Source organism: Caulobacter zeae (assembly GCF_002858925.1).
GTDB lineage: Bacteria > Pseudomonadota > Alphaproteobacteria > Caulobacterales > Caulobacteraceae > Caulobacter > Caulobacter zeae.
Genome location: NZ_PJRS01000028.1, coordinates 84,836 through 108,567, shown reverse-complemented (window position 1 = coordinate 108,567; position 23,732 = coordinate 84,836). Strand labels below are relative to the sequence as shown.

Annotated in this window: 12 protein-coding genes and 1 pseudogene; 5 read left to right on the top strand and 8 right to left on the bottom strand. The window is 68.9% G+C overall.

The genetic code is table 11. From position 1 onward, the window contains the following. Positions 1 to 200: 200 nt before the first annotated feature. Positions 201 to 1,271: a recombinase RecA gene (recA, locus tag SGCZBJ_RS14910; RefSeq protein ID WP_101718782.1), complete on the bottom strand. Its 1,071-nt coding sequence runs from the start codon at positions 1,269 to 1,271 to the stop codon at positions 201 to 203. A gap of 237 nt (positions 1,272 to 1,508) precedes the next feature. On the opposite strand from recA, the gene SGCZBJ_RS14905 reads away from it, so the two are divergent. The 3 genes and pseudogenes from SGCZBJ_RS14905 to SGCZBJ_RS14900 all read left to right on the top strand — a co-directional run bounded on the left by SGCZBJ_RS14905 (position 1,509) and on the right by SGCZBJ_RS14900 (position 5,703). Next, the gene (locus SGCZBJ_RS14905; protein ID WP_101718781.1) at positions 1,509 to 3,110 is read left to right on the top strand and encodes an EAL domain-containing protein; all 1,602 of its coding nucleotides are present in this window, start codon (positions 1,509 to 1,511) and stop codon (positions 3,108 to 3,110) included. A gap of 112 nt (positions 3,111 to 3,222) precedes the next feature. Further along, positions 3,223 to 3,681: pseudogene (locus SGCZBJ_RS26140) on the top strand (GAF domain-containing protein); the annotation flags it as partial. After that, positions 3,667 to 5,703 carry a PAS domain-containing protein gene (locus tag SGCZBJ_RS14900; RefSeq protein ID WP_420808162.1) on the top strand — a complete coding sequence of 679 codons (2,037 nt, stop codon included), beginning with the start codon at positions 3,667 to 3,669 and terminating at the stop codon, positions 5,701 to 5,703. The pseudogene SGCZBJ_RS26140 and the gene SGCZBJ_RS14900, both read left to right, overlap by 15 nt. On the opposite strand, the gene SGCZBJ_RS14895 is transcribed toward SGCZBJ_RS14900, so the two are convergent. From SGCZBJ_RS14895 to SGCZBJ_RS14865, 7 genes are all read right to left on the bottom strand, one after another. Beyond that, positions 5,700 to 7,328: an alkaline phosphatase D family protein gene (locus SGCZBJ_RS14895; protein WP_101718779.1), complete on the bottom strand. Its 1,629-nt coding sequence runs from the start codon at positions 7,326 to 7,328 to the stop codon at positions 5,700 to 5,702. The genes SGCZBJ_RS14900 and SGCZBJ_RS14895 overlap by 4 nt on opposite strands. A gap of 99 nt (positions 7,329 to 7,427) precedes the next feature. Then, positions 7,428 to 10,664, bottom strand: coding sequence for an outer membrane beta-barrel protein (locus SGCZBJ_RS14890; RefSeq protein WP_101718778.1), 3,237 nt, complete (start codon positions 10,662 to 10,664; stop codon positions 7,428 to 7,430). A 91-nt stretch (positions 10,665 to 10,755) separates the two neighbouring features. Next, on the bottom strand, positions 10,756 to 11,760 hold the full coding sequence (locus SGCZBJ_RS14885; protein WP_101718777.1) for a FecR family protein: 1,005 nt from the start codon (positions 11,758 to 11,760) through the stop codon (positions 10,756 to 10,758). After that, entirely contained in the window at positions 11,729 to 12,295 is a 567-nt protein-coding gene (locus SGCZBJ_RS14880; RefSeq protein WP_240621520.1) for an RNA polymerase sigma factor, read from the bottom strand. Before SGCZBJ_RS14880 ends, SGCZBJ_RS14885 begins: the two co-directional genes overlap by 32 nt. A 137-nt stretch (positions 12,296 to 12,432) precedes the next feature. After that, entirely contained in the window at positions 12,433 to 13,599 is a 1,167-nt protein-coding gene (locus SGCZBJ_RS14875; RefSeq protein WP_101718775.1) for a hypothetical protein, read from the bottom strand. A 213-nt stretch (positions 13,600 to 13,812) separates the two neighbouring features. Further along, a complete protein-coding gene (locus tag SGCZBJ_RS14870; protein WP_101718774.1) occupies positions 13,813 to 15,600 on the bottom strand; it encodes an amidohydrolase family protein in 1,788 nt (595 codons plus the stop codon). A 70-nt stretch (positions 15,601 to 15,670) separates the two neighbouring features. After that, a complete protein-coding gene (locus SGCZBJ_RS14865) occupies positions 15,671 to 18,706 on the bottom strand; it encodes a TonB-dependent receptor domain-containing protein (protein WP_101718773.1) in 3,036 nt (1,011 codons plus the stop codon). 660 nt (positions 18,707 to 19,366) lie between these two features. Between SGCZBJ_RS14865 and SGCZBJ_RS14860 the strand changes: the two genes are divergently transcribed. Beyond that, complete coding sequence (locus SGCZBJ_RS14860) at positions 19,367 to 21,862, top strand: TonB-dependent receptor plug domain-containing protein (protein ID WP_240621519.1); 2,496 nt, start codon at positions 19,367 to 19,369, stop codon at positions 21,860 to 21,862. Positions 21,863 to 22,124: 262 nt separating this feature from the next. Continuing rightward, positions 22,125 to 23,729 (top strand): NAD(P)/FAD-dependent oxidoreductase, encoded by a 1,605-nt coding sequence (locus SGCZBJ_RS14855; protein ID WP_101718771.1) that lies wholly within the window; start codon positions 22,125 to 22,127, stop codon positions 23,727 to 23,729. Positions 23,730 to 23,732: the final 3 nt, after the last annotated feature.

Here is a 23,732-nt window from a genome sequence, read left to right as displayed (position 1 = left end):
GTCACGGCGCTTCGCGCCGCGCTGCCTCCCCCGTTGCACGGGGGAGGAGAAACGAAATCGGACGCCTGGCATGGGGTCCAGGCGTCCGGGGATCGCGGCCGTCGACGGCGGTGTCGTGCCGCCGCGGGCTATAAGGCGGGGTCGCCCTCGGCGGGCGGCGGCCGCGATGTTCGGCGCAGGCGCGCGCCGAAACTCAAGTCCTAGTCTTCGTCGCCCTCCTCGGGGCCGCCGACCAGCAGTTCTTCCTCGATCTTCTGCGAGGCGCGGCGCACCGCGGTCTCGATCTCGTTGGCCAGGTCCTTGTTGTTCTTCAGGAACTCGCGAACGTTGTCGCGGCCCTGGCCGATGCGCTGGCTGTTGTAGGAGAACCAGGAGCCGGCCTTGTCGATGATGCCGCCCTTGACGCCCAGGTCGATGATCTCGCCGAGCTTGGAGATGCCCTCGCCGTACATGATGTCGAACTCGACCTCGCGGAACGGCGGGGCCACCTTGTTCTTGACCACCTTGACGCGGACGTTGTTGCCGATGATCTCGTCGCGGTTCTTGACCGAACCGGTGCGGCGGATGTCCAGGCGCACCGAGGCGTAGAACTTCAGCGCGTTGCCGCCCGTGGTCGTTTCCGGGCTGCCGTACATCACCCCGATCTTGTGACGGATCTGGTTGATGAAGATGACGATGGTGTTGGCCTTGTTGATCGAGCCGGTCAGCTTGCGCAGCGCCTGGCTCATCAGGCGGGCCTGGAGGCCGGGCAAGCTGTCGCCCATCTCGCCCTCGATCTCGGCCTTCGGCGTCAGGGCGGCCACGGAGTCGACCACGACGATGTCGACCGCGCCCGAACGCACCAGGGTGTCGGTGATCTCGAGGGCCTGCTCGCCGTTGTCGGGCTGGGAGACCAGCAGATTGTCGAGATTGACACCCAGCTTGTGAGCGTAGGACGGATCGAGCGCATGCTCGGCGTCGACGAAGGCGGCGGTGCCGCCGGCCTTCTGGACTTCCGCCACCACGTGCAGCGCCAGGGTCGTCTTACCGGAACTTTCCGGGCCGTAGACCTCGATTACCCGCCCCTTGGGCAGGCCGCCGATGCCGAGCGCGATGTCGAGCCCGAGCGAACCGGTGGAGACCGACTCGATCTCGACCTTGCCCTTTTCGCCGAGCTTCATCACTGAGCCCTTGCCGAAGGCCCGATCGATCTGCGCCAGAGCCGCTTCTAGCGCCCGCGCCTTGTCGCCTTCTTCCTTGCCCACGAGTTTCAAAGCCGCCTGACTGGTCATTGGATGATCGCCTTATTCCATGATTCCGACCGCTGGGCCGGAAGTTCGGGCGCCGCTACGCCCACCGCCTGTGGAATGATTAATGCGTACACATTTTGTTCTATGTTCGCAAGATGTTCTTTTCACTTCGTCCGGCCCATTCCGCGACCAGCCGCCGCACCCCGCTCGCCGCGCCCCATGCACGGCTCCTTAAGCTAAGAGGGCGTAGGATGAGGCCCTCTGGGGGAGCCTGCATCCTTGTCTATCGATCCACGCCGCCTACTAGGTCTGGCCTTCGCCAGCGCCGACCTGCTTCTCGAACTCGAGGGCGATCGCGTCAGCCTCGCCCTGGGCGCGGCGCAGAAGATCATGGGCAAGTCCGAAGTCTCCCTGATGGGCCGGGTCTGGCGCGACCTGTTCACGCCGGCCGACCGCCCGTTGATGGACGCGACGCTCTCTGCTCTCGACGACGGCCAGCGCCGGGGTCCGGTCACCGTCCGCGTCGCCGGCGAGCCGGAACGTTTCGTCGGAGTCACTCTGCGCGCCCTCCCCGACAATTTCGGACGTACCTCCGTGGCGGTCACCGCCGCCCGCGCGCCTGCCGGCGGCCTGGACGCGTCAGGCCTGCGCCCGCGCGAGAACTTCGAGGAGATCGCCAAGGGCCTTTTTGAAGCCGCGCGCGTCACCGGGCTCGAGCTGGAACTGGCCATGGTCGAGTTCGCCGGCCTGTCCGCCCTGCGCGACGGCCTGGCCGCCCCCGAGGCCCACGCCCTCGACATGAAGATCGCCGGCGCCGTCCGCGCCGAGAGCCACGCCGGGGCCATGGCCACCCAGGTCTCGCCCGAACGCTTCGCCCTGCTGCGCGCCAAGGACGACCGTCCCGAAGCGCTTGCCGCCCGCCTGACCAAGATCGCCGCCCTAGACGCCAGCGCCCACGTGGTGCCGCTGGACGGCGGGGCCTCCTCGCGCGGCCTGCGAGCCCTGCGCTACGCCCTAGACGACTTCCTGCGCGAGGGCCTGAAGGACACCCCGCCGATGACCCTGTCGGAGGCGATGAACCGGTCGGTCAAGCGCACCCTGGCCCGCGCCGGCGCCCTGGGCGCAGCCGTCAGCCAGCGCCGCTTCACCCTCGCCTATCAGCCCGTCGTCGACCTCTCGAGCGGCCAGGCCCATCACCACGAGGCGCTGGTGCGCTTCGAGGACGGCGCCAGCCCCTTCGCCCTGATCCGCATGGCCGAGGAGTTCGACATCATCGAGGAGTTGGACCACGCCATCGCCGAGCAGGCGGTCCGACGGATCGCCGCCGACCGCGCCGGCAATGTCCGCCTGGCCGTCAACGTCTCGGGCCGCACCATCGTCAGCGAGACCTTCGTCGACCACATCAGCCGCCTGCTGGCCGCCACCCCGGCCGCCAAGGGCAAGCTGATCTTCGAGGTCACCGAGACCAGCGCCATCGACGACCTGCCGCGCGCCAACCGCCACATCCAGGCCCTGCGCGGCCTGGGCTCGCTGGTCTGCCTGGACGACTTCGGGGCCGGCGCGGCCTCGTTCGCCTACCTGCAGGAACTGACGCTCGATATCGTCAAGATCGACGGCCGCTACGTGCGCGAGCTGGCCGGCAACAGCCGCGACGGGGCCATGGTCCGCCGCCTGGTCGAGCTGTGCCGCGACCTCAACGTCCGCACCGTGGCCGAGATGGTCGAGACCGCCGAGGTCGAGGACGTGGTCCGCAAGGCCGGCGTCGACTTCGCCCAGGGCTGGCTCTACGGCAAGCCGGCCGACCAGCCGCAGCCCTCGCAGAAGCCGTCGGCCGTCACCCCCATGGCCCGCCGCGCCGGCGTGTCGGAGGGCTGGGGCTAGACAGCTTCACCATACTTGCGTGGAACCCTTGGCCGCGCCAAGCGTCTAAGGGACCGCGCCGGCCTTCCTCGTCGGCGAGTCGACACGCGGGGACCGGGGGGCCGCAACCAGCATGAACGCCGCTGCCGCGTCGGAACGCGAGGCTCGCCGCCTCGCGGCGCTCCGCCGTTACGACATCCTGGACACCCCGCGCGAGGCCGCCTTCGACGAGATCGTCGCCCTGGCCGCCGAGATCTGCGGCGCGCCCATCGCGGTCGTCAACCTGATCGACGAGCACCGGCAGTTCTTCAAGGCCGAGGTGGGCCTGGGCGTGCGCGAGACGCCGCTGGAGAGTTCGTTCTGCGCCAAGGCGATCCTCGAGGACGACTTCCTGCTGGTCCCCGACGCCACGCGCGACCACCGGTTCGACTGCAATCCCCTGGTCACCGGCGATCCGCACCTGCGCTTCTACGCCGGCGCCCTGCTGAAGACCGCCGACGGCCTGCCGATCGGCACGCTGTGCGTGCTCGACACCGCGCCAAAGGACCTTTCGCCCCTCCAGCAACGCACCTTGCAGGTGCTGGCCCGCCAGGTGATGAGCCAGCTCGACCTGCGCCTGTCGCTACAGGCCAGCGCCGACAGCGAGCGCAAGTACCGCACCCTCTTCGACTCGATGGACGAGGGCTTCTGCATCATCGAGTTCCTCGACGGCCCGCACGGCCCCGACAGCGACTATATCCACATCGACGCCAACGCCGCCTACGCCCGCCACGCCGGCATCCCCGACGTGGTCGGCCAGAGGCTGCGCGAGATGGTCGGCGACGAGGCCGACGCCTGGGTGGCGCGCTACGGCCACGTGCTGCGCACCGGCGAACCGATCCGCTTCGAGCAGGAGCTGGTGGCCACCGGCCGCTACCTGTCGCTGTCGTCGTTCCGCATCGAGCCGCCCGAGCGCAAGCAGGTGGCGGTGCTGTTCCAGGACATCACCGAGCGCCGCCGCGCCGAGCTGGCCCTACGCCGGCTGAACGAGACGCTGGAGCAGCGCGTGGCCTCGGCCCTGGCCGAGCGCCGGGTGCTTGCCGACATCGTCGAGGGCACGGCCGCCCTGGTGCAGGTGGTCGACAACGACTTCCGCTGGCTGGCCGTCAACGGCGCGGCCGTGCGCGAGTTCGAGCAGGTGTTCGGCGTCACGCCCCGCGTCGGCGAGCGCATGCTCGACCTCCTGTCCGACCAGCCCGAGCACCAGGCCCAGGTACGGTCGGTCTGGTCGCGCGCCCTGGCGGGCGAGGAGTTCGTCAAGATCGAGGCCTATGGCGATCCGGGCGGCTACCGCCGCTTCTACGAGATGCGCTTCGGCGTCCTGCGGGACGACATGGGCCTGCAGGCCGGCGCCTACCAGTTCGTTTACGACGTCACCGAGCGGCTGGAGGAGCAGGAGCGCCTGCGCGAGGCCGAGGAGGCCCTGCGCCAGGCCCAGAAGATGGAGGCCGTCGGCCAGCTGACCGGGGGCCTGGCCCACGACTTCAACAACCTGCTGTCGGGCATTTCCGGCTCGTTCGAGATGATCGGCACGCGCCTGTCGCAGGGCCGCTCGCGCGACGTCGAGAAATACTTGTCGGCCGGCCAGGGCGCGGCCCGGCGGGCGGCCGCCCTCACCCACCGCCTGCTGGCCTTCTCGCGCCGCCAGACCCTGTCGCCCAAGCCGATCGTCATCAACCGGCTGATGGCCGATTTCGTCGAACTGGTGCGCCGCACGGTCGGCCCGTCGATCAAGGTCGAGACGGTGGCCGCGGCCGGCCTGTGGCCCACCCTGGTCGACGACAACCAGCTGGAGAACGCCCTCCTCAACCTGTGCATCAACGCCCGCGACGCCATGCCCGATGGCGGCCGCATCACCATCGAGACCGGCAACAAGTGGCTCGACCGCCGCTCGGCCGACGAGCGCGGCATGGAGCCTGGCCAATACGTCACCGTCTGCGTCAGCGACACCGGCGTGGGCATGGACAAGTCGATCCAGGACCGGGTGTTCGACCCGTTCTTCACCACCAAGCCGATGGGCGAAGGCACGGGCCTGGGCCTGTCGATGGTCTACGGCTTCGCTCGCCAGTCGCACGGCCACGTGCGGATCTATTCCGAGGTCGGCCAGGGCACGATGGTCTGCATCTACCTGCCGCGCCACTTCGGCGAGGAGGCCGCGCCCGAGATCGACGCCCACGCCGTGCTGCCCGCCCCGGCGGCGGCCGGCGAGACGGTGCTGGTGGTCGACGACGAGCCGACCGTCCGTATGCTGATCGTCGATGCGCTGCAGGAACTGGGCTACGCCTGCGCCGAGGCCGCCGACGGCCCGGCTGGCCTGCGCCTGCTACAATCGAACGCCCGCTTCGACCTGCTGATCACCGACGTCGGCCTGCCCGGCGGCCTCAACGGCCGCCAGGTCGCCGACGCCGCCCGGGCCCTGAGGCCCGGGCTGAAGGTGATGTTCATCACCGGCTACGCCGAGAACGCCGCCCTCAACCACGGCCACATCCAGCCGGGCATGGAGGTGCTGACCAAGCCGTTCGCGGTGTCGGACCTGGCCGCCCGCATCGACCGGATGATGCGCACGCCGCTCTAGGCCGCAAACACCCGCCGGCCGCGGTCGACCCGCATCCGGTGGCTGCCGGCCAGCTCGGTCGAGCGGGCCCTGATGGTCTTCAGGAACAGCCATTCGCCGGCGACGCTCCTGGGCGTCACCTCGATCATCATGTAGCCGCGGCGGCTGGTGTCTGCCCACTTCAGCTCGGGATTGGCGGCCATGAAGCCCTGGGCCACTGCCTTGGGATCGGCGCCCATGTCGCCTTCCATGCCGTTGGAGGTCACCGCCTGGCCGGCGAACTCCACCCCGGCGGGACGGCCGTCCTCCACCAGGCCGTAGGCCCAGGCGTTGTGGCTGTCGCCCGACAGCATGACGAGGTCGGCGTCGACGGCCTGGGCGGCCTTCAGCAGGCGCGAGCGGGCGGCCGGATAGCCGTCCCAGCGGTCCATCCACATCGGGACGCCCTGCTGGGCGGCGCGGATGTTGTTGCGATAGCCGGCGACCTTCTTGTCGGCGACCTCGGGGCGCAGCCAGTCGACGGCCTCCCGGGGCATCACGGTGCGACCCAGGATCGTGCCCATGCCGACCAGTTGCCAGGCCTTCGACGAAGCCTTGAACTCATGGGCCAGCCAGCTTTCCTGGGTCGAGCCCAGCATGGTCGCCGACGGATCGCGCCAGGCCCCGTCGCGGAACGCCTTTAGCGCCGCGTCCGGATCGGCCGCCTTGAACGCCGCGCCGAGGTCGGCGGGCTTCGTGCGGCCCAGCAGGCGAGACTCGGTCCGGTACAGCGTGGCCAGGGCGCCGATCGGATAGGCCTTCCACGGCTCGTCCGACACGGGCATCCACTCGCGATACACCTGCATGGCGGCCGCGCGGCGGACGTTCCAGTCACCCTCCTTGTCGGGCTGGTGGTTCTGGGCCCCGCCTTCCCAGCTGTCGTTGGCCGACTCGTGGTCGTCCCACAGCGCCACCATCGGGGCCATCTGGTGCAGGCGCTGCAAATCAGGATCGGCGCGGTAGCTGGCGTAGCGCATGCGATAGTCGGCGACGGCCAGGATCTCGGTGACCGGCAGCAGCTGTTCCTTGCGGCCCTGCGCCCAATCGCCCTCGCGGGTCGAGCCGACGCCGTACTCGTAGATGTAGTCGCCGGTGTGCAGCCACAGGTCCAGGTCCTGGCGGGCGGCGGCGTGGCCGTAGGCGTTGAAGTAGCCGTTGGGCAGGTTCGAACACGAGAACACCGCCAGGCCGAAGCGCGACACGGGCCCGACCGGCAGTGTCTTGGTGCGGCCGACCGGCGACTTCGAACCGTCCGGGGCCACAAAGCGATACCAGTAGGCCGTGCCGGGCTTCAGGCCGTCGACCGTCAGCTTGGCGGTCCAGTCGCGATAGGCGCCGGTGCGCGCGACGCCGCCGGCGACCACCTTGGCGAAGGCCTGATCCAGCGCCACCTCGACCTGCAGCGTGACCACGCCGGCGTCGCCAGCTGGGACGAAGCGCGTCCATAGCAGCATGCTGTCCGGCCCCGGCTCGCCGCTGGCCACGTTGTGGGTGAAGCCGCTGGCGCCCAGCAGCTGTTGGGCGGCGACGCGACCGGCCGGCATGACCAGGGCCCCCAGGCCCAGGCCGCCCAGCACCAGGCTGCGGCGATCGATGTGCAGAACCACGAAAGACCTCTTCGATCTGAACGACGGAATGACGAGAAGAAGAAAGGGTGGCGGCCGCGCGGAGGGGAGGAACGCGGCCGCCGGGGAGCCCAAAGCGCCTTAGAAGACGCCCTTCAGGCCCACGTTCCACATCGAGCCGTAGATGCTGTATTGCTGCACCCGGCTGCGGACGTTCGAGTAGACGATGTCCGGCTCGTTGAAGATGTTGCGGCCGGCCAGCATGACCTCGAAGCGCTTGTTGATCTTGTAGCTGGCGCTGACGTTCCACAGCTGCCGCTCGGCCCGGTAGAGGATGCCGTTGTTGGCCGTGGTCGGCGTGTTGCTGAGCGCGCTGGTCCGGTAGGCGTCCTGCCAGTTGCCGGTCAGTTGCAGGTCGAGCTTGCCGTAGCTGTAGCGCAGGCCCCAGTTTGCCGAGGTCTTGGGCAGGTTCACGCGCTCGCCGTCCGGATCGATCTTGGTGACCGAGGCCCGCAGGCCCAGGCCCCGCCAGGCGCCCGGCAGGAAGTTGAGCTGCTGGTCGTACTCCAGCGTGATCCCCTTGTTGGTGCTGGTGCCCGGCAGGTTCTGGGCGCTGCGGAAGGTGTAGCCGGCGTAGTCGCCCGGATTGTAGCCGACGTCCTCGGGATCGACCGTGATGCCGGTGACCTGCATGTCCTTGACGTCCAGCTGGTAGGCCGAGATCCCGACCACGCCCGACGGCTCGAGGTAATACAGCAGGCTGGCGTAGTATTTGGTCGAGTGCTCGGGCTTGAGCAGCGGGTTGGGCACGGTGACGATCAGGTTGTTGTCGTCGACGGCCACCACGCCGCCCAGGTTGCCGTAGTCGGGACGCAGGATCGACTGGCTGAAGGCCACCTGGCCCACCAGGCGCTTGTTGAAGTCGTACTTCACGCCGCCGCTCAGGAACCAGTCGTCGTACTCGCCCTCGCGGGTCGTGTAGGTCCCGTTGCGGTACTGGTACATCAGGCCTTCGACGGTGCTGGTCGACATGCCGGCGGCGGTGACTTCCTTGGCCGAGCGGATGTCGGCGACGCGCGCCTGGGTCTTGGTCTTCTCGTAGCGCAGGCCAAGGTCGAACTGGGCCTTGCCCAGGCGCGGCTGGGCCTCGACGTAAGCCGCGCTGACCTCCTCGCCGATCTTCTTGTTGTTATCCAGCTGGCGCTTCAGGTTGCCCACGGTGTCGGGCACGAAGTACTCGGGATGGGCCTGGTAGATGTCGTAGACGGCGTAGTTGTTGTCCGCGCGCCAGCCCTGCTCGTTCATGTTGCCGGCGTCGAAACCGTGGATCTTGAACTGGTAGTTCTGGGTCCAGGGAATGACCGCCTCGGGCGCCTTCTGGGTCAGGTCGCCGGTGGGACCCACGTACTGGAATTGCTTGAACGAGCCTTCGTTGGTCTTCCACATGTTGGTGCGGAAAGCCGCGCCGCCCAGCAGCTTCAGTTGCACGTCGCCGATGGCCAGCAGCTTCTTCAGGTCCAGGTTGACGCCATACATCTGGTTGTTGGCGTTCGACTGCGACGTGCGGATGTTGTTGCCGATGTCGTCGTCGCGGTTGAAGTTGGCCGGGTCGCTCCACGAACGGCCGGCCGTCTGCTTGATGGTCCAGGCGTTGCTGTCCTCCGACGCGCGATCCAGCGTGAAGCCGATGCGGGTCAGGTAGCTGTCGGTGCGGGCGAAGAAGCCCTGGTCGTTGTCCTCGAAATTGAACTGCGAGCTGGAATAGTTCGCGCGCAACAGGGCCTCGAAGGTGTCGCCGCGATATTCCAGCTTCGGCGCGAACACCCAGGCCGGGGTGCCGGCGTAGCGGTGCGAATACTGGGTGTGCAGGCGGGTGTTGGTCGTGCTGGGGTTCACGACGATGTGGGTCGGCGTGGAGTCGGCCGTCGCCCGCGACACCGTCGTCGTGCCGAAGATCAGGTAGGTGTACTGGTTGAAGTACTCGACGTCGTAGAACGAGTAGGTGCTGCGCAGGGACAGCGCCAGCTTGTCGGTGATCTTGTAGTCGACGCTGAGGTTGGCGGCCTTGCGGCTGGTAAGCTTCGGACCCGGACGCCACATCACCTGGTAGGGCATGACCCGGCCGTCGGCGAGGTAGGACCAGTCGGTCTGCACCCGGTCCTGCTGGACGAAGTTGGCGTTGTAGCTGGCGTTGAACGCCACGCCCAACCGGCCGTCCAGGAACACGTCGCCATAGCCGATCTGCGCCGAGGGGTAGATCGTCATGTGCTTCTTGTCGTCGGGCAGGTACTGACGCGACAGGGTGGAGTCCGACGTGCCCACGCCGCCGATCTGGAAGCGCAGCAGGCGGCTCTTGCGCTGGAAGGCGTACTTGCTGCGCAGGTTGATCGAGCCGCCGGGGCTGTCGGCGTCCATGCTGGCCTGCAGGGTGTTGTTCAGCTCGATGGAGTCGATGCCGGTGATCGACATCTGCTCGAACGAGTTCTGGCGGCCCGAATTGTTGTTCGACGTGGCCGTGGCCATGCGCGCGCCGTCGGTGGTGAAGGTCGAGTACTTGGGATCAAGGCCGCCGATGCGCACGGCCGTGGCGTCGACTTCGGTGTAGTCCAGCGACACGCCGGGCATGTTCTTCATGAACTCGCCGACGTCGCCCATGGTCAGGGCCCCGAAGTTGTCGGCGGCCACCACGTTCTTGGCGTTGGTCGAGGCGCGGCGCTCCATGATGGCGGCGGCCTGGCCGTCGCGGGCGGCGGTGATCGTCACCGCCTCGACCGCGTCGCCGCCGGCCGCGGCGTAGGCCGTCAGGTCGAAGGTCACCGCCGCGGTCTGGCCGGGCTCGACGGTCACCACGGTGCGGGCCGTCTCCAGGCCCGCGTACTTGGCCGCCACCGTCACCTCGCCGGCCGGCACCCCGGTCAGGCGAAAGTCGCCGCCGTCTTCGGAGAAGGCCACGATGGTCGTGCCCTCGACGCGGATCTGGGCGTTGCGCACGTACTGGCCGGTGGCGGTGTTCAGCACCTTGCCGCGCACCACGCCCGAGCCCGCCGCCGCCGACGGACGGGCGCCGGCCGGACCCGCCGACTTCAGGGTGATCACCTGGCCGTCGTCGCTGTCGATGCGCAGCGGCGTGCCGGCGATCAGTCGCGACAGCGCCGTGCGCACGTCCATTCGGCCCTTGACGGCCGGGGTGCGCACGCCGTCCAGCAGGCGGGCCGGCGCCACGATCTGCACCTGGCCCTGGCGGGCCAGTTCGGGGATGGCGCGCACGGCCGGCTGGGCCGGAATGTCGAAGTCGCGGTCCTGCGCCTGGACTTGCGAGGCGACGGCGAGCGCCACGGCGGCGACGCCGCAGGCGAGGATGGAATAGCGGGAAGTCATCGGCAGTCAGCCCCCAATCGTCGCCCAGATCGCGACGTCGCGGGTTGAGAGCCGCCGGCCGCGGGCTTCCGTGACCGGTCACAAAAAATTCTCAGTCCGAAGCGCCCGTCGGGGCCGAAGCCCGGCTCAGGACGACCAGGTCGCCCTTCTGATCCAGCCGGGCGTCGAACACCCGGGCGATGGCGCGGCTGAAGCCGACCGGATCGTTGGCGGCGAACAGACCCGCCACCGGCTCGCGCGCCAGGGCCGGGTCTGGGATCGCGATGCGGGTGTCGCTGTAGCGGGCGAAGGCGTCGGCCGCCTCCTTCAGGCTCTCGCCCTCGAAGGCCAGCTTGCCCTCGCGCCAGGCCAGTTCGCGCGTGACCACCGCCGGGGTGATCGGCTGCGGGCGCGGGACAAGGTCGGCCATCACCAACCGAGTATTGCCATCCAGCGCCAGGTTGGCGGACGGCGCGGTCAGCCGGGGGATGGTCACGTCCACGCGTCCCTGCTGCACCAGAAGATCCACGGGATCGGCGGCCAGCTTGCGTACGCGGAACCCCGCCTGGCGGGTGCGCAGCCGGCGGCCGTCGACCTCGACCACGAACGGCCGCTCGTCGCGCGCCACCGAGAAATAGGCCTCGCCCTTCAGCAGGGCGACGAACCGCTCGCCCTGGCCGTAGCGCACGCGGATGCGGCTGTCGGTGTTGAGCAGCACCGTCGAGCCGTCCTTCAGCGGCACGAGCCGGATCTCGCCGCGCCGGGTGCTGGTCACCGCGCCCGCCGCCGGCACGCCCACGGCCAGGGCCGCCAGCGAGGCGGCCGCCCCCGCGCCGCCCGCCCACAGCAGGGCCCCGCGACGCGACAGCCCGCGCGGCCTCGGCGCCGCCGGCTCCTGGAAGTCGGCCGGGTCGTAATGCGCGCCAAGGGCCTGGGCGGACTCGCTCATCATGAACAGCGACTGGGCGCGCAACAGCGCGCCCCGGCTGCGGGGATCGCCCTTCAGCCAGCTTTGAAACGCCTGGTCTTCCTCCGGAGTCAGCGGCCCACGATCCAGCCGCGCCGTCCAGTTGGACGCCGCTTCGTCAATGTCTCGACTGGTGTCTCGTTCGGCCATCTGGCGAGGCGATCTCCGCATCCACTGTACTAGAGGTTTGGGACCGCTTGTTTCCGCTACGGCCGAACCAATCAATCAAGAACGAAACGCCGCGCGATATGTGGGTCTCGACCGTATTCTCCGAAATCCGCATGCGCTCGGCGATCTGGCGCTGCGAAAGCCCGTCCACCCGCCGCAGCACGAAGGCCTCGCGCACCTTGGCCGGCATGGCCGCGATCGCCCGGGCCAGCTGCCGCAGCTCGTCCCGGTCCAGCGCGTGCTGCTCGGGCGAAGCGGCGTCGTCGGGATGGTCCAGCCGCTCCAGGTCGCCCACCGCATGGATCGAGACGATCCTGGCCCGCCGCACGTGGCGCATGATCACCGAGCGCGCCACCTGGAAGAGATAGGCCCGGGGATAGCGGATGGCCTCCACCGTCTCCAGTTCGGCCAGGATGGTGTAGGCCTCCTGGATGACGTCCTCGGGATCGACGCCCGCCGGCGTGCTGCGCGACAGCCAGCCGCGCAGGGCCGGCTCGTGCGGCAGCACGTTGCGCACGAACCATCGCTGTCTTTCCCTGTCGGCGCCGGTCATCCTGATCCGCTGGCTGGACGTTGCGCTGGCGCGGGGAGCGGTCCAGGACCGGACTTTCCCCGCAGCGAGTCGGCGCCTTGCCTAGACGCGGTTTGTGACAGTCAGTCCCGGGCGCTCGCTCCGGGCGAGTGCAGGTCCGCCGCTGTCGCCGGAACCAGCGGGCGCGCCGCGTCGCCCGTCCAACGCATCAGAGTCAGGTCGGCGGTCTGCCGGCCGTCGACCTTGGAATTGGCCGCCACATAGACCAGCCCGCCGCCGATCGGCTGGAAGCCGACGTCGGCCTTCTGGTTCCAGCCGCGCACGCCGCTGGCCTCGTCCTTCAGGCCGTCGGCGGCCAGGGGCAGCACCCTGCCCTGCTCCCAGTCCTTGCCGCCCGGCCCCGGCACGCCGACCAGGTCGCCCGTGACCGGCGCGGTTTCCGCGTCGACCGCGAACAGCAGGTAGTTGGGAAAGGTCGACTTGGCGCCCTGGTAGACGCCCATGAACCAGCGCTTCAGGGTCTCGTCATAGGCCAGGGTCTGGACGCCGAAGCGGGTGTTGCCGGTGCGCACGAACACCTTGTCGCGCGGCGCGGCCGGGCCCTCGTGGTGCGGCGCGGCCTCCGACAGCGGCCGGGCCAGCTTCGCCCAGTCGGCGACGTCGTATTGCAGCAGCACCTGGTGGTCGTTGTCGGTCCGGCCCTCGTCGCCATAGATCCCGTAGGCGACGGTCAGGTAGCGCGGACCGTCGCTGCGTCCGAAGGCCGGCCCGAAGCTGACCCCATCGATGCCCGAGCAGCCGTAGCGATGGTCGGCCGTCTTGGCCGTGTCGCCATCGAACCGGCCGTCGCTGTCCAGGTCGGCGGCGTAGTCCTTGGCCACCTCGGGCAGGTAGACGGTGCGGAAAAGATCGCTCCTGGCCGCCTCGACACCCACCTTGTCCAGCCGGGAAACGTCGATCACGGCGATGTAGAAGGCCTGGTCCTTCTTGTATTCCAGCGAGCCGTAGAGCCGGCCGTCCTCGGGGTTGAAGTCGAGGTCGCCCAGGTGCCCGGTCCAGCCGACCAACGTCCCCACCAGCCTGCCGTCGAAGTCGTACTTCGCCAGCAGGTTCGTGAACGAGTAGTAGACGTAGCCGCCCTTGCGATCGACGGCGACGCCCTGCACGTGGCCCGAGGCCCAGGTCCCGCCGTTCTGGGTCAGGGGCGGGATCGGCGGCGCGGCCGCCGCCGGCAGGGCGAGCGCCAGGACGCCGGCGGCGAGCAGGAGCGAAAGACGCGTCTTCATCATGGCGGAACCGGGCGCTGGCGGATCGGAAAACCGCCCTCTAGCGCCCGTCCATGACGGTCCGGCGACAGGGACTGTTGGCCCGCAGATCACGGTCCGCGCCCAAGCAGCGAAAACCTCGTCCTTCGACAAGCTCAGGATGAGGTTTTCTAACGCACGCTCAGTAGTGGTCCTCACCCTGAGCCTGTCGAAGGGCGAGGACCAGGCGCCACGCCCTCAATAGAACGCCACGTCGTCGAGCTCGAACCACAGCCTGGTCCCCGCCGCGCGCTCGCCCTCGACGCCGACCTGAAGCAGGTCGGTCCCGGTGAAGGCCGGGGCCTCGCCGCGCACGGCGACCGGCTTGAAGGCGGCGAACGGCAGCTCGACGCGCTTCCACTGCGGGCCGGCCTCGACCTTGGTGGTCCAGCGGCCGGCCGCACCGACCAGGGTCACGACATAGGAACCGCCGTCGCCGCGGACGGCGAACTTCAGGCCCTTGAACGCCGTGGCGTCAGCCGGGACCACCGAGCCCCGGGTCAGAGGCAACAGCACGCCGGCCGAGGCGTCGTCCTTGGTGGCCATGCGGGCGCCGACGCTCAGCACCTTGCCGCCGCCCTCGCGGGTGATGACCTGCGAGACTTCCAGGCTGCGGTCGCGACCGCCGTCGAAATCGTCCAGCCGCAGGGTGTCGAGGCTGGTGCGGCCGTCGGCGCGCTCGAAGTCGTCGATGAGCGCGGTCGCCTTCACCGCCGGCGGCGTCAGCCTGTCGTTGGCCAGGGCGCGGACGGCGCCCGTGCCAAACACCGCCTGGCCGTCGAGGAACACCCGTTCGGTCCTGCGCACGTCCGTGATGGTGGCCCACGGCTTGCCGGACACCAGCACGAAGTCGGCCCGCTTGCCGACCTCCAGCGTGCCGCGATCGGCCAGCAGGTTCATGGCCTTGGCGCTGGTCGCGGTGCCGGCCACCAGGGCCTGAGCGGGCGTAAGGCCGGCCTGCACCAGGAGCTCCAGCTCGCGCAGGGTCGAGGGGCCGTGCGGCGTGCCGGGCATGCCTGCGTCCGTGCCCAGGGCCACCGGCACGCCCGCGTCGAACAGCGCCTTCACATTGCCGAGGGCGTAGCCGAACTTGCGGCGCGCCTGCACGTTGCGCGGGCTGTCGGGATCGGTCGGCGGCTTGGCGCCGGGCTTCACCGGTTCATAGACCGCCAGGGTCGGGGCGTAGAACAGGCCCGAAGCCTTGATCGCCGCGATCGTGTCGGCGTCGACCGGCTCGTCCTGCAGGCTGTGGGCGATGACGTCGACGCCGCTGGTCGCCGCCACCTTGCCGCGCTCGACGGTGACGGTGTGGGTCAGGACCTTGAGGTTATGCTTGTGCGCCGCTTCGGTCAGGGCCTTCAGCGTCCAGGCGTCCATGCTGGTGTTGTCAGGCGCCGAGCCATAGCGCCAGCCGTCGGTGAAGGCCTTGATGGCGTCGGGCTTGTAGGCGGCGATCTCCTCGACCGCCAGGCGGGCGCTTTCGGGGGTGTCGACCCAACGGGTGGTGGCCTGGTCGGCCCAGTCGGCGCCGTGGCCGCCCGGCGTGCTCATCCGCGCGACGAAATTGACGTGCGGCGCGGTCAGCGTCCCCAGCCACGCCCGGCGCGGCGCGAAGCTTTCCGGCTGCTGGTGGAAGTCGTTCACCGTCGTCACGCCCGAGGCCAGATAGGCGTCGGCGATCTGCGGCGTCACGGCCGGCGCGCCGGCGGGGGTCCAGTGGGTGTGGACGTCGAACAGGCCCGGGATCAGCGCCGCCCCCTTGGCGTCGACGATGCTGGCGCCCTTTGGGGCCTTGACCTTGGGACCGACGGCCACGATCCGCCCATCCTTGACCACCAGCGTCCCCCGATAGGGCGCGGCGCCGGTGGCGTCGAAGATCTCGGCGTTGACCACCGCCAGCGGCCTGGTCTGCGCGACCGCCAGGGAGGTCGAGAGCGCCGCGGCGCACAGGCCGCCGAGCAGGATGCGGGCGGAACGCGATGTCATGGGATTTTCCCTGATTCTTGAAAGGAAGACGCCCGAGCCGCACGCGGCGGCCCGGGGCTTGCTCGCGCGGCTAGAACCGCTTCTTGACGTTGAAGTACCAGTAGCGGCCGTAGGGCGTGTAGACCGTGCCGTCGTAGCCGGCCGCGCTCAGCGGCGGCTGCTCGTCGGTGACGTTGCGCACGCCCAGCCGCAGCTTGGTCCCGATCTCGGCGATGTCGACCTCGCCGTAGAGGTTGCCGGTCAGGGTCGAGTCGACCACCCAGGGCTGGCCCGAGGAGTCGATCAGCGCGGTGTCGTCGTAGTCGCCGATGTACTGGGTGAAGCCGCCGACCGTGAAGCGGTCGTAGCGCCAGGTCAGGGCCGCCGACCACTTCCATTCCGGCTTGCCGTTCTGGCGCAGCAGATCACCGCCGCCGGTGATGGTGGTGCCGGCGTTGATCACCCCGTCCGAGCGCGCCTTCAGCAGTTCGGCGATGCCCGGCGACGGCGACTGGTAGTATTTCAGCAGGTGGGCGACGTTGACGTTCAGGTCGAAGTCGCCGAACCGGTCGGTGCCCAGCTTCCACAGGAAGCCGAAGTCCAGCCCCTCGACCACCTGCGGCTGGAGGTTGGTGTACTTGTCGTTGACGTACAGCACCTGGCCGGCGGCCGTCAGGCCGGTGCCGGCGAAGGCGGCGACGTCGTCGGCCGTCGGGGCGGCGCGCACCACGTTCGGATTGCTCGAGCCCTGCTGGCGCAGCAGGTAGTCGAGGATCAGGGCGTTGCCCTCGCCGAACACGCCGATCAGGCCCGTCTGCTTCACCTTCCAGTAGTCGGCGGTGAAGGTCAGGCGGCCGAAGGCCTCGGGCACGAACTTCGGCTCGAAGACCACGCCGTACGACAGGGTTTCGGACTCTTCCGGCTCCAGGTCCGGGTTGCCCGCCCGCCGCGCCGTCGTCAGCTGCGAGCGCGAGCACGACGAGAAGGCGCCGATCCGGCCCGCCCGCAGGTCGGCCTCGCAGAAGGCGTAGTCGGTGCGAGTGTTCGAGCGCGAGATGATCGAGGCGTTGATCTGCTCCAGGTTCGGGGCGCGGAAACCCTGGGCCCACGAGCCCCGGAAGCGCACGCCGTCGATCACGTCCCAGGCCAGGGCGACCTTGGGCTTGGCCGTGTCGCCGAAGTCGCTGTAGCGCTCGTAACGGCCGGCCAGCTGGCCTTCCAGGCGGTGGACCAGCGGGATCGACATCTCCGGCGAGACCAGCGGCACGGCCAGTTCCAGATAGGCCGAACCCACCGTGCGGTGGCCCTTGGTGTCGGGGTTGATGCTCGAGTTGATCAGGTCGCTCAGCACCGCCCCGCTGATCGGATCGGTGAAGGTGGTCGTGCCGTCGATGCGGCTGTCGCGGTCGTCCAGCTGCGTCTCGCGGCGGAACTCGACGCCCGAGGCGACGCCCAGGTCGCCGCCCGGCAGGGTCAGCAGATCAGGGCGCGAGACCTTGAAGTCCCACAGCGCCAGCGTGCTCTTGGTGCGGCGGATGGTCTTGACCCGGATGGCGTCGATGGCCGCCTGGCTGTTGCGGGTGCTGTCGGGGCCGCTGGTATAGAGCAGGTCAGAGCCGTTGAAGACGTTGTAGGCGTCCGGCGTCGACAGGGCGAGCTGGGCGTAGAGCTTGGTGGTCGAGATGTTGTCGGCCACGTCCTCGGCTGTGGCCTCGGAGTAGACGACCGCCGACTCCCAGTCGAAGCCGAACTTCTCGCCGCGCAGGCCGCCCAGCACGCGGTACTGCTTGTTGGTGACGTCCACCTGGGTCAGGCCCAGGTCGGCGAAGGTGTAGCCGCGCAGCGTGACGGGCAGGCCCGCGGCCGGGACGTTCAGGTTGGGCAGGCGGTTGGGATTGACCGAACCGTTGGCGAAGACGGTCGGGCCGAACGGGTTCCAGTAATTGCTGGCCGGGATGGTGATCACCCCCGACGACAGGGTCGAGATCGGCGCCTGACCGGCGTTGGTCTTGGCGTGATAGACGCCCAGCTCGCCGAAGGCGGTGACGCTGTCGTTGATCTCGTACTTGCCGGTGGCGAACAGGTTGGCGCGCTTGACCGACGGGATCACCGTCGTGCCCAGCGAAGCGGCGTCGAAACGCAGGTCACGGTCGACGCCCGAGGTCGCGATCGCGCCGTCGTCGATGCACAGCCCGTTGCCGATGTTCAGCTGGCAGCCCGAGAAGGTGGTCGGCTGGATGTGGAAGTAGCCGGCGCTGCTGGTCAGGGCCGTCGCGCCCTGGCGCACCGTGCCGAAGCTCTGCGGCGTCTGTAGATAGGCCCAGGGCGTGGTCGTGCCGCGACCGTCCAGGCTGGTGGCGCCGGCGAAGCGGGTGCCCGCGAACAGCGAGCGGCGGTCGGCCGAGGCGGTGAAGGCCTGCTCGTTGGAGCGCAGGTGCGTGCGCGCGTCATAGGAGAAGAAGGCGCTGACATTGCCGCGGCCCTCGGCGAAGTTATGCCCGCCATAGGCGTTGAAATTGTACTCCTTGAGGTTCGTGCCCTCGGCGAAGCCGTACTGGGCCGCGACGTTCAGCCCCTCCAGGTCGTCGCGCAGCACGGTGTTGACCACGCCGGCCACCGCGTCGGCGCCGTAGATGGCCGCAGCGCCGTCGCGCAGCACTTCCAGGCGGCGCAGGCCCGTCACCGGAATGGCGTTGGAGTTGTAGGTCAGCACCGGCACCAGGTTGTCGTTGGCCTGGCTGGTCGGGTGGGTCACCACCCGGCGGCCGTTCAGCAGCACCAGGGTGTTGCCGATGCCCAGGTTGCGCAGGTTCACCGAGCCGACGTCGCCGCGGGCGCTGTTGCTGGTCCCCGGCAGGTACTGCGAGTTGAAGTTGACGTCGCCCATCTGCGGGATGGCGCGGAACAGGTCGTCGCCCGAGACGGCGGCGGTGGCCTGGATCTGGTCCTCCCCGACCACCGTCACCGGCAGGGCGGCGGTGACCTTGGCCCCCTTGATCTGCGAGCCGACGACAGTGATCTCCTCGACGGTCGCGGCCTGGCCCTCCTGGGCGTTGGCGTGCGCGGCCAGGACGGCGGCGCAGAGAGTCGTGGTCGCCAGCAGGGCGACGCGTAGGCGAGTGTTCATGGTATCCCCTCCAGAACTGCGACCCGACGCTCCCCGCCGCGACAGCGCGCCCGCAATCCACATTTCAGGAAATGCCGGCGCGTCGTCCCGATGCTGACGAAACGAACAGGTCGTGCCGGATCATTGCCGGCGCCGGCCAATTCCCACTGAATCGATGGGAATTGAATTGGAGTTTTTCTGAACCGCTTGCGACCAAGTTTGCCGCCGACGCGTCAAAAAATGGGTTGGAACGGCAATTTTCACCACACGCCGTTCGGGCCGAAATCCAGCGCCGACAGGGTCCCGCCGCGATTTCACCGTCGCGGCGGCCTTGGCGCCCGGACCGGGGAACCGTCTGTCGGCGTCGCCGTGCGCGTAAAATCAAACGGCGTTATCCGAGTTGCCGGTGTGATGATCAGCACAATCTGGAAACCTGCGGTCGGCGCCCTGAAATGTGGCGGCCGTATACGAAGAAGGCCCGCAAAGCCCTTCCTCGTCCCCTCCCCCATTGCCGAACCCGCCCGCCTGATGAACGCTGAACCGCGGCCAAAACCGCTGTTCAGTCTAGTATTCGCGTTCCAACAATAAGAACACGATTAGGGCGGACCCCACGAAGGAGCCATCAGTCATGCATTGACTATGCGGAGAGGGGCACTAGTGAACAATAATCTCAAAAAAATCTTGACCGCGAGCATTTCGACTCTGTCGATCGCCATCGGTACTTCGACCATCGCACATGCGGCCGAGCCCGCGCCTGATCCTTCCGTCGAACTCGACACCGTCATCGTCACCGGCACGCGCCAGACCGGCCTGCGGGTCGCCGACAGCCCGGCCCCCGTCCAGGTGGTCGACACCGCCACCCTCGAGCGCACCGGCCAGGTCGACCTGCGCCTGGGCCTGGCCAATCTGGTGCCGTCGTTCAACGCCCAGGCCTTCGGCGGCGACACCGCCAACCTGACCCTGTCGGCGCGCCTGCGCGGCCTGTCGCCGAACCAGGCCCTGGTGCTGATCAACGGCAAGCGCCGCCACACCACCGGCAACTTCGCCGTGCTGTCGGGCCCCTACCAGGGCGCCGCCGCCGCCGACCTCGGCTTCATCCCGATGGCCTCGATCGGTCGGATCGAGGTGCTGACCGACGGCGCCGCGGCCCAGTACGGCACCGACGCCATCGCCGGCGTCGTCAACATCATCCTCAAGAAGTCGGAGTCGGGCGGCGCGGTCTCGGTCACCGGCGGCGAGTATTTCGACGGCGGCGGCAAGACCGCCTCGTTCTCGGCCAACCTGGGCACGGCCCCGACCGAGAACAGCTATCTGAACTTCACGGTCGAGAGCAAATACCACGGCTTCTCCAACCGCGGCCTGCCCGACCAGCGCGTCTACAACCCCGCCAGCCCCAGCTACTCGGCCGCCAACAACGCCGTCGAGAGCCAGATCAAGGGCTATCCGAACCTGAACCTGATCTCGGGCGACGCCGAGTACCGGATGCACGTCCTGGCCTTCAATGGCGGGGTCGAGCTGCCCGGCGACTTCGAGGTCTATTCGTTCGGCACCTACGGCCACAAGGACGCGTCGGCCTACGAGAACTACCGCCGCTACAACCGCATCCAGGGCAGGATGGGCGCGGCCGACCGGCCCTTCCCCAACGGCTTCAGCCCGCGCGAACGGATCATCGAGGACGACTACGCCCTGACCCTGGGCCTGTCCGGCGTCGTCGCCGGCTGGAACCTCGACCTCAGCGCCACCTACGGCAAGGACGACATCGAGGTCCGCGTCGAGGACTCGGCCAACGCCAGCCTCTACACCGACACCTCGACCCTCACGACCAAGGGCTTCACCCCCACCTCGTTCCACGCCGGCAGTTGGCAGACCACCCAGTGGACCAACAACCTGGACCTCTCCCGCGGCTTCGACGTGGGCCTGGCCACGCCGCTGGATGTCGCCCTGGGGATCGAGCAGCGCCGTGACACCTACGCGATCGGCGCGGGCGACGCGGCCTCGACCTACAAGGAAGGCTCGCAGTCCTATCCGGGATTCTCCAAGACCGACGCCGGCGGCCACAGCCGCACCAGCTGGGCGCTCTACACCGACCTCGCCGTCTCGCCGGTCACGCCCTGGAAGGTCGACGTGGCCCTGCGCTACGAAGATTTCAGCGACTTCGGCGACACCACCGTCGGCAAGCTGACCAGCCGCTACGACTTCAACGAGATGTTCGCCATCCGCGGCACCGTCAGCACCGGCTTCCGCGCCCCGACCCTGGCGGAGTCGTTCTACTCGGCCACCAACGTCTCGCCGACCTCGGCCTTCGTGCAGCTGGCCCCGAACTCGGCGGCCGCCGCGCTGCTGGGCATCGAGAAGCTGAAGCCCGAGAAGTCGACCAACTACAGCTTCGGCGTCGTGGCCCACCCGATCCCGAAACTGACCGCCACGATCGACGCCTACCGCATCAAGCTGGAAGACCGCATCTTCGGCTCCAGCTCGGTCTACGGCCTGCGCAACGGCGTGGTGGTGAACCCGAACGTCAACGCCGCCATCGCCGCCAACGGCAACATCCTCGACAACACCGTCACCAGCACCGGCATCAACATCTTCTCCAACGGCCTGGACACCCGCACCACGGGCGTCGACGTGGTCGTCTCCTACCCGACCGACCTGGGCGATTATGGCCGCATCGACTGGACCCTGAGCGGCAACTACAACAAGACCAAGATCACCAAGGTGAAGTCGGCCCCGGCCGCGCTGGGCGTGACCAGCACGGCCTTCCCGACCGGCCAGGTGCTGTTCGCCGGCAACGCCGCCTCGCTGCTCGAGACCGCCGCGCCCAAGTACAAGATCGGCATCAACGGCCTCTACAGCTTCGGCCCCGTCACGGTCAGCCTGACCGAGACCTTCTACGGCAAGGCCTCGGCCCTGGCCGACCCGGGCACTGGTCCGCTGCTCAACACCGTGGTCAGCGCCACCGCCCTCACCGACCTGGAGATCTCCTACAAGTTCCCGGTCGGCGTGGTCGCGGCCATCGGCGCCAACAACCTGTTCAACGAGTATCCGGACAAGTTCTCGGCCGCCTTCCAGTCGGCCTGCGTCGCCTCAGGCGGCGGCTGCGTGACCCAGTACCCGGCGTTCTCGCCGTTCGGGATCAACGGCGGCTACTACTACGGGCGCCTGACCTACACCTTCTAGGTCGCCCTTCCATCGCATCGGCAACGAGGGAGTCGGGCGTCCGTCCGGCTCCCTTTTCCGAAGGCGATTCAACGGGACGCGCTCGCCGCGCCCCAACTTCGCACAAGCCGCGATCAGGGCGCCCAAGCAGGCGGCACAACGCCGTTCCGCGACGCGCTGGCCGCCCTGCCTGGCTTAAAGGGATTGCCCCGCCGAGACGGGGATTTCGAGATGGTCGCGCCGCCGAAACATCCGGCAGGCGGACAAGAACACGGGGTGGCGTATGGACGGTCGAGCGACTTCGGCATCTGGCGCGGTTCTGACGCGCCGACGGTTTTTCGAAAGCCTTGCGGCCTATGGCGGGGTGTCGCTGGCCATGGCCGGCATGGACGCCTTGGGCTACGGCTTCGCCTCGGCCCAGGCCGCCCCGCCCCCGCTGGAAGGCGGCGGCAAGGGGATCAAGGTGGTGGTGCTGGGCGCGGGCCTGGCGGGCCTGACCGCCGCCTATGAACTGACCAAGCACGGCTACGAGGTGCAGGTGCTGGAAGCCCGCGGCTTCGCCGGCGGCCGCTGCCAGACCGCCCGCAAGGGCTTCCGCCACGTCGACCTCCTGGGCAACGACCAGACCTGCCAGTTCGACGAGGGCCTCTACATCAACCACGGCCCCTGGCGGATCCCGTACCACCACCGCTCGACGCTGCACTACACCAAGCTCTTCGGCGTGCCGCTGGAGAGCTTCGTCAACGACAACGACGCGGCCTATGTCTATTTCGAGAAGGGCGAGGGCCCGCTGAAGGGCAAGCCCGTGCGCAAGGGCGAGATCGCCGCCGACGCCCGCGGCCACGCCGCCGAGCTGATGGCCAAGGTCGCTTCCAAGGGCGGCCTCGACGGCGCGCTCACCACCCAGGACCGCGACCTCTTCGTCGCCTACATGGTCAATGAGGGCCGCCTGTCGGCGACCGACCTGGCCTATACCGGCACCGACGGCCGCGGCTTCGACGTCCATCCCGGCGCCGGCGTCTCGCCCGGTCCCGGCAAGCCCTCGACCCCGCGCAGCATGGCCGACGTGCTGCACTCGGGCGCCTGGCGCACCCTGACCTCGGTCGCCGGTTACGAGCAGCAGCGCACCATGCTCCAGCCGATCGGCGGCATGGACCAGCTGGCCAAGGCCTTCGAGCGCAACGTCGCCGACAAGATCAGCTATTCCTGCGTGGTCGAGAGCATCGGCCAGGACGCCAAGGGCGTGAAGATCGGCTACCGCGACGCCGCCGGAAAGAAAGCAGAGGTCGTCGCCGACTACTGCATCTGCACCATCCCGCTCAGCGTGCTGCGCAGCGTCGACATGCAGGCCTCCAAGCCGTTCAAGGCGGCGATGGAGGGCGTGGCCTACGCCCCGGTCAACAAGATCGGCCTGCAGATGAAGCGCCGCTTCTGGGAAGAGGACCACTTCATCTACGGCGGCCACATCTACAACGACATGCCCGGCATCGGCACGATCAGCCTGCCCTCGACCGGCTGGCAGTCGCAGAAGGGCGTGCTCCTGGGCTACTACTCGTTCGGCGGCGAGGCCGCGAGGATCAGCGCCAAGAGCCCCGCCGAGCGCGCCGCCTTCGCCGTGGCCGGCGGCCAGAAGGTGTTCCCCGAATACGCCGACAGTTACGAGAACGCCTTCTCGTTCTGCTGGCACCTGGCCGAGCACAATCTGGGCGGCTGGGCCGAGTGGGGCGAAGAAGGCCGCAAGACCGCCTATCCGGTGCTGTGCGAGCCAGACGGCCGCCTCTACCTGGCCGGCGAGCACCTCAGCTATCTCGGCGGCTGGCAGGCCGGGGCCATCGAGTCCGCCTGGCAGCAGATCGCCAAGCTGCACGCCCGCGTCCGCGCCGCGTGACGA